The sequence below is a fragment of the Chitinophaga sp. YR573 genome (assembly GCF_900110995.1).
Classification (GTDB): Bacteria; Bacteroidota; Bacteroidia; order Chitinophagales; family Chitinophagaceae; genus Chitinophaga.
The window spans coordinates 1556157-1570636 of record NZ_FOJF01000002.1 but is presented as its reverse complement, the minus strand read 5'-3'; the positions used below and the strand labels follow the sequence as shown (position 1 = coordinate 1570636).

Sequence of the window (14480 nt, the reverse complement as noted above, 5' to 3'; positions counted from 1 at the left end):
AGTATAGCCGTTAAGTACATAATGATGTAATTGGTGGACGGTTATCTCAGATAATCTGCCCTAGATAAATACTGTTGCTACATAACATACTGTTCTCCGCTTTGAAGGCGATATATGTTTCTATTGCTATCCCTTTCCAGGTGGCGTCCGGCAGTTTTAATATATCTGTACCTTCTTTCCTTTTAGCACCACATAAAGTATAGACTGCTTCATTCAATGATGGAGCGTAGGCGACTAATATCACGTGATCGTTGTTACGGGCATAGGTCAGGTCCGGTGTCCAGGAGAATCTTAATTGATTCTCTTCTATCACCACTGCAGCGTTAATACCCTGTGTGCTGATGGGACCTTCTGTAAATCTTACATTTGGATAATCTATCTGGTAATCAGGGTATTCTCCACTGATAGCGTTTTTATACAGATAAGAGGTAGCCAGATTATTGGCGGTTTGTATTTTGCCTGTAGCAGCATATGCAAAGCCAATGTTTATGACCTCCGTAAGCTGGGGATGCAAAAAATTAGTGACCGTCTTCATTCTGCCAAGGAATGCCTGCTGCTTTTGTGATAGTGGTTTATTACTCTTCTGACGGCGGGAACGGACAACATATTGTCCTCTGAGTATATAACTGTCGACGGGGCCTAATACGCCCGTCATGCCTCCTAAAATGCCGTTTTTTAAGCGTGCCATAACTTATTCATAAATTGGGTTAATAACACTACAAATTTAGCAAATAGTCTAATATGTGTTCGGGGATTCTTATGTCCTAAATAGCTGCCAGGCAGCCCTTAAAGAGCATTCAGGCAGGAGTTAGACAGGTTTATACCCAACTAACCCCTGTTAACCACCTGTTGAATCCCTGCTTAACCTATACGACTTACCGAAGAATCCCCGGGAACTCCATTTCCCTGCAATCCATCGATGCCTCTCATTTGATGCCGCCATCAGGTGAAGGCGTCAACATGGTTCAAACGGCAAAGGTCGGAGAATAATACTCCGACCTTTGCCTGACTAAAGTGACACTGAATTCCAATGACCTCACCCTTTTTTCACTATCATAAGATGTAATTATCCCAACTTTTCCAGTCTGAATTCAAGCTTTTTATCTTTCTTGAAGTACTCCATAATCATGATAGATCCGGATTTAGCCGGTAATACTTTCATCCTGCTGGCCTTTGATTTCAGTTCAATTTTATCTTGTGAAAATTTAGTACCGTTATAGCGGATAGCGTTAAAAGTTGCACCTTTATAGTCAGATGTCTTTACCCAATCACTGTAACAGATTATAAAATTATTATCTTCAGGGTTACCGGTAGTGAACTCATAATCAAATCCACCTGTCATTTTGATATACATTGCCAATGCGTGCTGACTTGCATAGTCACTCATAGGGCCAGCAACTGCTGTATTATTAGTTTTGTCATAAATGGTTGCATCCTTAATCTTATAACCTCCGTCAAACTCCATTACTATAAGATCTGTTACTACAACTTTAGTAACACCTGCGTTTCCATAAGAACCGGACATTGCGCCTAATGCTGTTAAGGCAATACCGCCGGCGCTGGCTTGTTTTTTATACCCCTCTCCTACAATAAAGAACTTTCCGTTAGATGTAGGAATCATTTTTTGAATATACAGGTAGCCGATATTATCGATTTTACCTTTGGTATTCGTTGGCAGATGTTTAGCTATATCAACAGCCCAGCTGTTATAAGTTTTACTCAGTATAGTACCGCTGTTGTCTATCTCGTATATAGCAAGGCCCTTGCTTGCATCCTTTGCAATGTTGGCATCTTTATCAAAGTAATTACCCATTGCAATGAACTTACCAGCTCCTTTTACAGGTAGTACACTGGAAGGAACAAATGTAAATTTGTCGTTCTCATCATCAATGTCAAATTGCTTCTTTTTAGTCATTGGATTAATACCTACCAGGTGTGCTGTACCACTACCACTCATTCTCTTATTTTTCCTGATTACTTCCAGTATAACAAGACTATCAGTGCTTCCAAGATATTCTGCAAAAGCATATTTCTGATCGTCGCCATCAGGTATATATGTCCATTGTTTCTTTTTTTCTGATGAATACATATCCACTTCGTAAGTCTGTTCCCTGCCATCTCTTAAAGGCAGTACGGAAATGTATCCTTTATCACCCAGGTTAAATACTGTCTGGTTCATGCCTTCGTCAGTATGTAATGTTTCATACTGCGTCATCAGGGCATCTGTCTTTTTCGTATAGGGCCGGGAATAAGTATATTTTAATTTCCCATCCAGATCATATACTTTCATCTGCAGCATCTTTTCTTCTTCATTTTTGAAGAGGAATGATAAGCTGCCTCCGTTGTATGCTGATTCCAGCAGGCTTAATTTCTTTGTGTCCTCAAACTTGATTTCCTGTACTTTGTTCAGGTTTTCGTCTATAATCTGTAAGGTATACTCATTTGTATGCCTGTCAATTTTATCACTCTGATACAGGTAGAAATAACCCTTGATTTGTCCCTGTTCAATAATTGCACCGCTGTTACGCAGGTAGGCAGAGTAAACTTTGTCGACTGTCAATTTAGATTGGGCGTGTATGTTTGTTGCAAACATGCTTACAAACAAAGCAGCAGTGAATAATTGTCTGATCATCTTTAGTTATAAATTAAAAAATTACTGGAGTATATATTTAGAACTTAAATTAAATTCTTTCTGAAAACCAGCATAGCTGTTCAGTTGTGTGGCATGTTCCTTCAGATAATTAAAACTGATGGCTGCAAAGTCTTCCACGTACAGGTTTTGAATAAACTGTAGCAGAACATTATAGTTAGCCGACTGATAAGGGGCGGGTAGTTCTATATATTTCCCCAACGTATGGGATTTCTGTGCAGCAAAACACCCGTTCATCACCCTACCTATCTGCGTTACGAGGTAAGGATCCTCCCGGTATTGCTGCAACAGCATAAGGGTATAATATAAGCTGTAAGTATAGTTATCAGATATAAACGCGTATTCAACAATCTCATATTTGAATGTTTGCCTCAGCGAATCAAACTTCTCTCTGTTAACTACGTAGTCCTGCTTCCCTGAGCCATTCACTATCATAGGTTCCAGTAAAGCAATACGTGCTTTACAATCGGGATGCGTTTTGAGCGAGTCTTCCAGTTTAACATCCTTTTTCAATTTTGCCTGTCCGCCTAAAAGCCCTGTACTTTTAGTGATCCACTTATTCTGAAACGGATAACCAGGTACGTTTAATTCCTTCCTGAGACATGTCTCTACGTCCAATGTATCTTTATCAATATCATCCAGTATAGCAAGTGTTTTAGTGGCACCGGATGGATTAAAGCGGGTATTGAGCAGTAGCGCCAACCCCATGGAATCTGCCTGTGCTTCATGATCCCTGCTATGCCGGCGACTATTAAACGTTATTCCTTTTGTCAACTTTTCAATAGCTTCCCGCTTTCCGTAATCAGTCTTTTTAATCTTGCGCAATTCCTCCTGTACCTCGGAAGAATTCATGGTAGTAATATACCTGGTTATACTATTTTCACTATGCTTTAAAATGTAGTGTGAAATTTCATGGCATAGAATAAATGCCACCTCACTCTCATTGTCAAGTCTATGGAACAATCCCATATTAAAGAGAATGATGCCTTCCCCAATATAACTGGCATTGGGTACACCACTTCTTGAGAAATAACAGTTTAACTTATAATCTTTTAATACAGGATTGCTCTTCACAATCTCACGCACCACTGCGTCCAGGTACTGCTGCGCAGGCTGTGAGGTATAGACTTCCTTTCTATCAAATACAGACTTGATGTTTTCCCACCTTGACTTATAAATCTCTTTATAATCAGCTTTGTATTTGGAAGGGAGGCTGTTAACTTCCTCATTATACTGTAGTTCGTATTTATCAGCAAGGCTTTTAAGACCCACTTGATTTTCAGCCGCAGGTGTAAATATTTGAGATTGTGCAGTGATGGTAATTGGAAAAAGGCATAATGCACCTAATGCATATAAAATATTCATCTTAGGTATAGGTATAGGAAGTTATAATATTGTAAGTCCCCTTTATTAAACTCTCAAGGTAAAAACTATTTCAAGAGAATAGTGCAATCTATATAGAAATAATTAAATAATTATAAAAAGCTTTATAATCACATGATTGCACGGCTCTTTTAATTTATGGTGTGGGATAATTCAACCCGGTTCCTATTCATTTTATTAACCACAGCTAATATACAAGGATCTGATGTAATAGTTGCGGCTTCTTACCCTGGCTGTCCTTTCACTAACTACCGATTGTGGTCATCCTATTAATTCTAGTTTATATTTCTTTATTGTTCTGTTCGATCAGGGCCGCCATCATTGAATTAAAGGTCTTTAGATCTGTTCCGAACTTGTTAAAAAAATCAAGATCGACAGTTTCTACACAGATAATGGCTTTTTGCAGTACCCTTTCTCCATCCGGGGTCAGTTTGATAGTCTTTGCCCTGGTATCTGTCGGGTGCTCTTGGCGGGTGATGAATTTCTTCTCTTCCAGTGTCCTCAATACCTTTGATACCATCATCCTGTCCGCATTGCCCTGATTGGCTATATCAACCTGCGTAACCTTATCACTTTCCCTGGATAACCAGGCTAGTGCACAGAGCAGTGCGAACTGGGTATGCGTCAGGTCCAAAGGATCTAAGACACGCTTTTGTTTCCTCTGCCATAACATGGTCAGCTGTCCCAGAAGATAACCCGGACTGTCTTCGGGCTTTTTAAAATGAAATTCAATTTTCCTGGGCATATTCTTTTTGTAGCATCTGTGAAGAAATCAGTTCAAAGTCATGCCGGTTGATCTCAAAGAAACCAAAACGGAATGGATAGCCCCAGCTTTTCTTGTTCTGGATAAAACTCAGTCCGGGAATTAACGGTAAAATGGAAACATCCCTACCTGGCAAAAATTCAATATTACGTCTTGATGGGCAAAAGTCCGCGGATACCTGGAACTGATAGATTTCGTCATCCGTAACCTTTCCTATAGCGGTAAATTCCTGGCACACCTCGGGTCTTCCCAGTGTCTGCTTACCCGAATAATAAATAATGAAATCATCCTTACGCATCCTTTTCAAAGGCGATACCTTTCCATGGCAGGTCTGGGCAATCCCCTCTGCAATCCCGGTTTTGACATGGTCTTTCGATGCCACGATGATCCAGTATTTTGTATCCCTGTTCATATCGATATGATTAGTTGGACTTAAGAAAGGTGATGTTATATCCGTCGGGATCTTTGGCAATAAGGATTTTCCCGAAAGGTGTAACCTGGATTGGACCCAATAGCGTCACATTCTTTGCTGATAACTGGTCCTGCAGGTCCTCTATTTCCCCATCGATTGCGAACCAGAGCGAGGTACCAATGCCCAGTTCTTTTCCTTCCAGGTTAGCGATGGGCGTTCTAATGGCAAAACTTGCCTCACCCTTGTTATATCTGAAAACACAGGCCGCCGGATTGGGTATTCCTGCATCCTCAAACCCTAGTTTTGTCGTATAAAATTCTTTCGAGATTTCAAGATCCCTAACTTGAAGGGATGCAAATTCTAATTTTCTCATCAGGCATATTCTTTTGTTGTCGCAAATATAGTATCCGCGACAACAATATCCTAATATTTTATTTATTATGTATAAAATAGCTTGTGAATTGCAGTGAGGGAATCTTAATCGGGCACCTTACTTTTTCCCCATCACCTCATTAATCTCTTTTTCAGATAAAGGAGCCGCAAAAACCTTCACTTTATCCATATAGCCGTTAAAGATCCTTGCAGAAGGGAATTCTTCATTTCTACCTAACGTCCACTTATTGATCCCGGAAAGGTTTACATTATCAGAGACAATAGTTGTCCCTTTTAGTTCCCCGTCTATATACAATTTAAGACTATCTCCATAACAAACTCCTGCGATATGATGCCAGTGATCTTTCCAGTTATCCGGTACAGGCACCGTTACATCTCCTCTGCCCCATCCGCCGGCAAAAAACGTCAGCATGTTATTGCTCATTGTCTGCAACACGTGGCTATCTCCTTTGGTGATCATATCAATCAGACCTCTGTCATCTCCCGTAGGATATACCCAGGCCATCATTGTAAGCGTATTCCCCATTACATCAAGACTGGGTGCATTAGGTACTTCTACAAAGCAATCCTTGCCCAGTAAAAAGTGCTCACCGGCAGAAGCCCCTATAATCACTCCATTATTCCCAAATCCCGACTTATCCAAAACAGTATCTTTACTCAAGGATAAATCAAGTAAAACAGTATTCAATGGATTACTATACACACTGAACTTTCCACCGGCCTTATTCACACTCACCGTATGCCATCCATCTTGTTTCACTACAAAAGGAAAAGTAATCCTTCTGTGTTCTCCCGGCTGCAATACAAGCCCTTTCTCTACATGCACTACCTCGTTATCCACTTTCACAGGAATATCAAAACTCCTCTTTTTACCATCAATATTCTGTACTGTAAAAGCTATCCGCTGTATAGAATCTCTCGGAATCAATGGCTGTAAAGTAAGTTCTGTAATCTTCGCATCAGCAGGAATAGCATGCAGCGATGCCTTCACAGTCATCAGGATTTGTTTCCCCTCAACAAAAACAGGGGTAGGCCCTAATTTATAAAACCTGCAAATGATAGAATCTTTAACAATAGCCGCACTATCCACCAGGCAATTCTTCTCTGCTATCACCAATCCATCCTTATCCAGTATCCTCACCGGCATAGTACCTAAACTTCCATTATTCTTAATAGTAAATGACACTTTAAAAGGTTCATCAGGTGTTACTATCTTTTTCGAAACCTTAAAATCCTGTATATGGAAATCCGGCCGGCCAGATACATCTGACTTTGATATTTTCCAGGCAGCAGTATCACTCATTTCAAAAGCCAATTCCCCTCCTTTTACAATAGTAGCATGTGATAACATCACACTATTATAAGGTTCATTATCTACAACAAGAGAATGAACATAATTCCCTTTCCCCTTACGCTTAATCTCAAATTCTTTCCCATTCTGTAAGTGTAATTTCATAGACTGAAACAACGGCACTCCTACACTATACTCTGGCTGTCCCGGAGCTACCGGATAAAAACCCATCGCACTCAATACATACCAACTGGAAGTAGACCCGAGATCATCATTCCCTGGCAACCCACCCGGAGTTGCACTAAAGCGGGTATGCATAATATTGCCGATCCATTCCTGCGTTTTACCTGCCGCTTGGGCGGCATTAAATAAATAAGGAAGATGGAAAACTGTTTCATTATCAAAAACGATCTGATTGCGCATCAGCGCAGTATCCAGCCGATGTATAAAAGAGGCTTCCCCTCCCAGCAGATTAATCAGATCCTGCGGATGCTGCGGTACAAAATAAGTATACACCCACTTATCCCCTTCCTTATAACCGGAATTCCCCGGCTCCAGCTTAACATCTTTTCCATTACGCGGTAACATAAACATATCCGCAGGGTGAAACAGATTCCTATAATTATAACTACGGGTATTAAACACCCTGTAATCATCTGCATTATGCATCACCTTCCCTGCAAACTGAGCCAGCGCCCAGTCATCATACGCATATTCAACTGTACGCGTAACAGACTCCGAATAAGAAAAAGGAATGTACCCCTGTTGCTGATAAACATCCATATCCTGTTGTAAATGAGGAGTATCCCCAATACTCTTTTTCATAGCAGTATACGCAAGCAAACTATCTATCCCCGGAACACCTTTCAGATAAGAATCTACAATGATAGGTACAGCGTGATTACCCGTCATCGTTTCTATAGGAAGGAACCTGGTTTGCTGATAAATATCCAACATAGATAACACCATCTCAGATTGCTTATCAGGAAACAATAAACACAACAAAGGATGTAAAGAACGGAAAGTATCCCAGGGAGAAAAACCACCGTATTGGACCCGGTCTTTAATAACATGCACCTGCCTGTCTGCTCCGCGATAAGCCCCATCCACATCAGAAATAATCCAGGGCATCAACAAAGAATGATACAGCGCGGTATAAAAGATAGTCTTATTCGTAACAGAAGTATCCGTCACAGTAACCACAGATAAAGCCTTCTCCCATTTAGCCCTCGTCTCTTCCCTTATCTTATCAAAACCAGGTTTTAATTCAACCGCTATATTCCGTGCCGCACTCTCCTTACTCACCGTAGAAGCACTCACATTCAGCAAAATCACCTTCTCTGAAAAACCAGGAGCAAAAGTCACCACATACCCTTTCTCCACCTTCTCCCTGCTCAGATAAGGCTCATTAAAAGTCACAGCCGCCTTAAACCATCCACTATCACTCACAAAGATCTGAGGCAGCACATGAGGCATAAAAGTAAAGCGGAACATCCCCGCACGTTCAGTAGCCGTGGCTTCCACCAACGTACCATTATCCCTGAAAAGCACGCTATAATACCCGGGCGTAGCTTTTTCATCCCCATGAGAAAACGGCCGCGGGCTAAATGTGCCATTTACCGGCATCACCAGTAAATCCCCTGAAGAACCGGAAGGAAACCCACTAAAGTGCGCAATACAACTAAAAAAGAGAATACTTTGATCACCATAATCATATCCGGCGGCCCTTGTCTGCGGAGTAAGCTGTACAAACCCGTTAGGTGCTACCGCACCAGGGTAAACACCGCCTTCACTTCCCCATCTGGTAATTACATTACTTTTAGCGGTACCAATAAACGGATTTACATAAGAAACCTGTGCAAACAGACCGTTTGCTATAAAAAGCAGTAAGAATAAAGATACTTTGTTCACATGAATTGAATTATCCCACACTAAAAATAGAAATAATTCAATGTTAATTGCAATTAATGATCTGTCGGTAGAGCCTCAGTTTGATTACATAATCTTCGTGCCAGATGTTGTGATCAATAAATACACCTTATCTGACGTGAATATTAGGTGAAGTTAAATTGAAAAACAAATCCTAAACCCATATTTTAAAGCTAAATCAGAGAACTAAACAGTCAGATGTAGTGTATTTATGATCACAACATCTGGCAATCTACGCTTTCATAACATTCAAACTACCGATCAGCCACAACTACCTTGGGTTTATTATAAATAGGCAAAGCAATTAAACTGGCAAATCCCAGCACCATCACTAACACCGTCTGAGCACTCCATACGATCCAGCCAAAAGCATACGCAGAAGTCTCCAGTACCCCGTACAACATCAGCGTCTTCTGTACGATCAGCTGATAAGCGCCCATTCCACCCGGAGTAACAATCATGCCCACACTGCCAAATGCCAGTACCGCCAGTGCAGCCTTTAAACCCAGGTAATGGGTTTCTTCCATACACATAAAGCCCAGGTACATCATAAAGAAGTACAGCGCCCATATCAGCACAGAGTAAAAGATGAACCAGCCTTTCTTTTCCATTCTACCAATAGACACAAAGCCAGTCCATACACCTCTTGCCATATTACGGATAGTAATACCAAATTTAGAACGGGATAACAAACGGAGGCCCAGCAAGCCCAATCCAATCACCACAACCACAGCCAGTAACAACAACCAGCCCTTGGCACCGCTCACCTTACCAATTTTTTCCTGGATAGGAATCATCACATGTTCCGTAAAAAACGCACCTACCAGGTCTATCTGTACAAGTACAGTACCTATCATAATGAGAATCAGTAACAGAAGGTCTACCGCACGTTCCGCGATCATGGTTCCTACCAGTTTATCCGCAGGTACCTTTTCATAACGGGCTACGATACCGCAACGGGTTACTTCTCCCAGGCGGGGAATCGCCAGGTTCACGAGGTAACCAACCATTACAGCAAAGAATGTATTAAGAGTAGTGGGTTTATAACCGATAGGTACCATCAGGAGCTTCCATCTTACAGCACGGTACCAGTGACTGGCAACACCAACCACCATCACAGGGATGATCAGCCAGTAGTTAGCCCTGTGCAGGGAGTTAATGATGTCCAGTTTATCCTTTTCAGTCTGGTTTCTGGTCACCAGCCATATTAACCCCAGCCCAATGGCCAAAAAGCATATGAACTTAATAACTGTCTTAAGCAATTTGGGCATAGTCGTCTGATTTAAACGGGGTTAATGTTCTTACAATTTATTGTTTTCTTTTGGAAAAACGGCAATGGGAGTATGCTTTTTGCCTTCTTCAAAGTCTATGGTAGCGTAAGAGATGATGATAACAATATCACCTACAGCACATAAACGCGCAGCCGGACCGTTCATACAAACAACTCCTGAACCACGTTTACCTTTAATAATATAGGTTTCCAGGCGTTCGCCATTATTTACATTTACTACCTGTACCTTTTCGTACTCAATCATGTTCGCAGCATCCATCAGATCCTCATCGATTGTAATGCTTCCTACATATTGGAGGTTAGCTTCTGTAATGACTGCCCGGTGTATTTTAGACTTTAATATTTCGATCTGCATAACGTAATCCTGCTGGATTTTAAGCGTTCGCAAAGGTACGGAATAATTAATTACATCTGCATGTTGTCAATCAACCTCACGCCACTGCTTATTTCCTTAGCTGCAACAACCAGGTATAAAGGCCTGGTACTCATTTCCCCGGGGAAAGTAACCGTACCGTCCTCTTCCACACTAACCAGGGACACATAATCAACATCGAACTTGTTCATTGTCAATTGATTAACCGCATTACCTAAAATTTCAGAGAAAGATGCAATATGAATCTTATCTTTAACATAGATAAGTGCCTTGTAAATGTTAAGCGCATTTTGCCTTTCTGCAGGATTCAATCGCATGTTCCTGCTACTCATTGCAAGGCCATCAGGTTCACGGAGAGTAGGACAAATCACTAACTCAGCCTTTGAATGAATCAGCTTTAATAAGCGGTTCACGATCAGGCACTGCTGAAAATCCTTTTGTCCCATAAACAGCTGGTCCGGCTTCACAAGGTCAAGGAGTTTATGTACGATCTGACCTACACCCTGGAAATGTCCGGGACGGTGAGCGCCTTCAAGGACCGTTTCCAGCTGGCCAAAGTCATAATGCGTTTTCACAGTCAGCCCATCGGGGTACATTTCCTGCACAGATGGCAGAAATAGTACATCGGTACCGGCGTCTGTCAACTGTAGTATATCATTATCTATTGTTATGGGGTATTTCTCAAAATCGGCGGGATCATTAAATTGTGTAGGATTTACAAAAATACTACATACCACCACATCGCAGTTTTCTTTTGCCTTTGCAATTAATGACAGGTGTCCCTGGTGTAAAGCTCCCATAGTTGGCACAAAACCAATGCGTTTGCCATTCTTACGTGCTGTTGATAAATGCCTGTCCAGTGTATCTTTCTGCTTAAACAAATACATAATTAATTGCTTAAAAGGATGTTAAAAGTGCCAAATTGTCCTTTATTCGGTTAAAAATCCGTAATTTTGCAAACCAAATTAAAATTTTCTGCATTAATATCAGCATTAGATGTCCACAAAGAAACGAATTCTTTTTATTGCTCAGGAGATGTCGCCTTATCTGGAATTAACAGATTATGCGAATATGATCAATAAGATGGCAATTAAATCCAATGAGTCTGGTCTGGAAGTGCGGGTGATCATGCCGCGGTTTGGTATTATCAACGAAAGAAGGCATAGGCTTCACGAAGTGGTAAGACTGTCTGGCATTAACATTGTGATTGAAGGAGATGATTACCCCTTGATTATCAAGGTGGCTTCATTGCCAAACGCCCGCTTGCAGGTTTATTTCCTGGACAATGAAGATTACTTCAAACGCAAAGCTTTATTCACTGACGAGAGCGGACAGTTCTACGATGATAATGCAGCACGTGCGGTATTCTTCTGTAAAGGAGCTTTAGAAACAGTGAAAAAGTTTGGCTGGCCGCCAGACATTATCCATTGCAGCGGCTGGATGACCTCCCTCATTCCTGTATATCTGAAAACAGCCTACAAAAAGGAACCTGTATTCGCTCACTCCAAAGTGGTGTACTCCATGGAAGAGAACTCGTTTACAGAAAATCTTGGCGCAGGCTTCATTAAAAAAGCCATCATCAGCACACAGATCAAGGAGAAAGACCTGGAACCTTATAAAGAAGGTACTAACAGTGCCCTCAATAAAGGCGCCGCTAAATATGCTGATGCCGTGGTATTTGCCAGCGACAAAGTAGATCCAAAACTAACAGAAGAGTTAAATGCAGAGAAAGGCAAGATCGTCGTTCCCTTCAAAGAGAACAATGAAGATCTCGCAGATTACCTGCAATTATATGCACAGTTACTCGGAAAGTAACGCTCATCAACGATCCGTAATAATTCACAACTTCTTTATAACAGCGTCCCTGGAACTTTCCCGGGACGCTTTTTTATGCTTAAATTGTTAAAACTGAATATTTTCCCTAGAGAAGCGATGGAATATAGTTAGATTACTTATTTTTGTGCCGGTTTACCAGTAAGCATACCACCAAAATGCAAAATAATGGTAAATTATACTGCAAAATCATACTAACTCTTAAAGCCGTAAATCATTTTATGCCTTATTTATTTACCTCAGAATCAGTATCCGAAGGACATCCGGATAAGTTGGCCGATCAGATCTCCGATGCACTGATAGATAATTTTCTTGCTTACGATGCCACCTCTAAGGTTGCTTGTGAAACACTGGTAACTACCGGTCAGGTAGTATTAGCCGGAGAAGTAAAATCTGAAGCTTACCTGGATGTGCAGGAGATTGCGCGTGAGGTAATCCGTAAGATAGGTTACACAAAGAGCGAATATATGTTTGAAGCCAACTCCTGCGGTATCTTCTCTGCTATTCATGAGCAGTCTCCGGATATCAACCAGGGTGTTGAACGTAAAAATCCGGAAGAACAAGGCGCCGGCGACCAGGGTATGATGTTTGGTTATGCTACCCGTGAAACGGATAACTACATGCCGCTGGCTCTCGATCTCGCACACAAACTGCTGATCGAATTAGCTGCTATCCGTCGCGAAAATAAAGAGATCACCTATCTCCGCCCGGATGCTAAATCACAGGTAACTATCGAATATTCTGATGATAATCAGCCTATAAGAATTGATGCTATCGTTATCTCTACTCAACACGATGATTTCGATGAGGAAGGAAAGATGCTGGCAAAAATCAAGGACGATATGATCAAGATCCTGATCCCACGTGTGAAAGCACAGCTGAAACCAGAGTTACAGAAACTCTTCAGTGATAAGATCATCTATCATATCAACCCTACCGGTAAATTCGTAATTGGTGGTCCTCACGGTGATACCGGCTTAACCGGCCGTAAGATCATCGTAGATACCTACGGTGGTAAAGGCGCTCACGGTGGTGGTGCTTTCTCCGGTAAAGATCCTTCCAAAGTAGACCGCTCCGCTGCATACGCTACCCGTCACATCGCTAAAAACCTGGTAGCTGCCGGTTTAGCAGACGAAGTACTGGTACAGGTATCCTACGCTATCGGTGTTGCCAAGCCTTGCGGCCTGTTCATCGATACTCACGGTACCGCCAAAGTGAAAATGACAGACGGTGAAATCGCTAAGAAAGTTGAAGAGATCTTCGACCTGCGTCCTTACGCTATCGAACAACGCCTGAAACTCCGCAATCCTATCTACAGCGAAACTGCTGCTTACGGTCATATGGGTCGTGAAAGCAAGATCGTTACCAAAACTTTTAACAAAGGTAAAAAGCTCGAAAAGAGCGTAGAAGTGGAACTCTTTACATGGGAGAAACTGGACTACGTTGATAAAGTAAAAGCTGCATTTGGTCTGTAAGATCGTTTTACAAAATATAATGAAAGAAGCCGTTTCCAATATTTTTGGAACGGCTTCTTTCATTTTTGTTATTTTAGCCGTGAATGCATGCGCCTATATATACTGACAAAGAACTATTCCAATTGATATCGGAAGGAGACGAAACGGCTTTCCGGAAACTCTTTCATGCATATGTTCCCCAACTGCGCCCGCTTGTAATGCATGTCACCAAAACTGCCTCCATCACAGAAGATATTATACAGGAAACATTTTTACGATTGTGGATCAGCCGCGACAAGCTGATTGATATAGAGAACCCGCGCTCCTGGATCTTACGCATTGTTTTTCACCAGTCGTTCTCCTATCTGCGCCGCCAGGCAATCCATCACAAAGCAATGGATACCATGGCTACAGATAGTGAAAGCGACAACAGCACAGAAGAAACCCTGGCATACACTGCTATGGTGCAACTGATAGGTAATGCAGTGCAGCAATTACCTCCACAGGCTAAACGGATCTACCTGCTCAGCCGGGAACAGGGATTGAAAATTCCGGAGATTGCTGCCAAACTATTCATTTCTCCCAGTACAGTAAAAAACTCCCTGGTGAGGTCCCTTCAATCCATCCGCAAATACCTGGAAGCATCCGGGCACCTGATACCGGCCTTTTTAATATGGCTGCTGAAGCTATAAAAAAATATTTTCCGGT

Annotated in this window: 13 protein-coding genes; 3 read left to right on the top strand and 10 right to left on the bottom strand. The window is 41.7% G+C overall.

The annotated features are described in order from the left end of the window. Window positions 1-46: 46 nt before the first annotated feature. The 10 genes from BMW86_RS26000 to panC all read right to left on the bottom strand — a co-directional run bounded on the left by BMW86_RS26000 (window position 47) and on the right by panC (window position 11372). On the bottom strand, window positions 47-688 hold the full coding sequence (locus BMW86_RS26000; protein WP_089785537.1) for a DUF6266 family protein: 642 nt from the start codon (window positions 686-688) through the stop codon (window positions 47-49). A 378-nt stretch (window positions 689-1066) separates the two neighbouring features. Then, window positions 1067-2632, bottom strand: coding sequence for a DUF6770 family protein (locus BMW86_RS25995; protein ID WP_089785535.1), 1566 nt, complete (start codon window positions 2630-2632; stop codon window positions 1067-1069). Between the two features lie 21 nt (window positions 2633-2653). Further along, window positions 2654-4015, bottom strand: coding sequence for a M48 family metallopeptidase (locus tag BMW86_RS25990; RefSeq protein ID WP_089785533.1), 1362 nt, complete (start codon window positions 4013-4015; stop codon window positions 2654-2656). Between the two features lie 298 nt (window positions 4016-4313). After that, window positions 4314-4778, bottom strand: coding sequence for a MarR family winged helix-turn-helix transcriptional regulator (locus tag BMW86_RS25985; protein WP_089785531.1), 465 nt, complete (start codon window positions 4776-4778; stop codon window positions 4314-4316). Beyond that, on the bottom strand, window positions 4762-5208 hold the full coding sequence (locus BMW86_RS25980) for an EVE domain-containing protein (protein ID WP_089785528.1): 447 nt from the start codon (window positions 5206-5208) through the stop codon (window positions 4762-4764). Before BMW86_RS25980 ends, BMW86_RS25985 begins: the two co-directional genes overlap by 17 nt. 10 nt (window positions 5209-5218) lie before the next feature. After that, window positions 5219-5581: a VOC family protein gene (locus BMW86_RS25975; protein WP_089785526.1), complete on the bottom strand. Its 363-nt coding sequence runs from the start codon at window positions 5579-5581 to the stop codon at window positions 5219-5221. 117 nt (window positions 5582-5698) lie between these two features. Continuing rightward, entirely contained in the window at window positions 5699-8803 is a 3105-nt protein-coding gene (locus BMW86_RS25970) for a GH92 family glycosyl hydrolase (RefSeq protein ID WP_143056697.1), read from the bottom strand. Window positions 8804-9075: 272 nt separating this feature from the next. Continuing rightward, window positions 9076-10092 (bottom strand): lysylphosphatidylglycerol synthase transmembrane domain-containing protein, encoded by a 1017-nt coding sequence (locus tag BMW86_RS25965; protein ID WP_089785522.1) that lies wholly within the window; start codon window positions 10090-10092, stop codon window positions 9076-9078. Between the two features lie 30 nt (window positions 10093-10122). Next, entirely contained in the window at window positions 10123-10467 is a 345-nt protein-coding gene (gene panD / locus BMW86_RS25960; protein ID WP_089785520.1) for an aspartate 1-decarboxylase, read from the bottom strand. A 50-nt stretch (window positions 10468-10517) separates the two neighbouring features. Further along, window positions 10518-11372, bottom strand: a complete 855-nt coding sequence (gene panC, locus BMW86_RS25955; protein ID WP_089785518.1) for a pantoate--beta-alanine ligase — start codon at window positions 11370-11372, stop codon at window positions 10518-10520. 109 nt (window positions 11373-11481) lie between these two features. On the opposite strand from panC, the gene BMW86_RS25950 reads away from it, so the two are divergent. The 3 genes from BMW86_RS25950 to BMW86_RS25940 all read left to right on the top strand — a co-directional run bounded on the left by BMW86_RS25950 (window position 11482) and on the right by BMW86_RS25940 (window position 14464). Continuing rightward, window positions 11482-12300 (top strand): glycogen/starch synthase, encoded by an 819-nt coding sequence (locus BMW86_RS25950; protein ID WP_089785516.1) that lies wholly within the window; start codon window positions 11482-11484, stop codon window positions 12298-12300. 239 nt (window positions 12301-12539) lie between these two features. After that, the gene (gene metK, locus BMW86_RS25945; RefSeq protein WP_089785842.1) at window positions 12540-13793 is read left to right on the top strand and encodes a methionine adenosyltransferase; all 1254 of its coding nucleotides are present in this window, start codon (window positions 12540-12542) and stop codon (window positions 13791-13793) included. A gap of 83 nt (window positions 13794-13876) precedes the next feature. After that, window positions 13877-14464 (top strand): RNA polymerase sigma factor, encoded by a 588-nt coding sequence (locus BMW86_RS25940; RefSeq protein ID WP_089785514.1) that lies wholly within the window; start codon window positions 13877-13879, stop codon window positions 14462-14464. Window positions 14465-14480 lie beyond the last annotated feature (16 nt).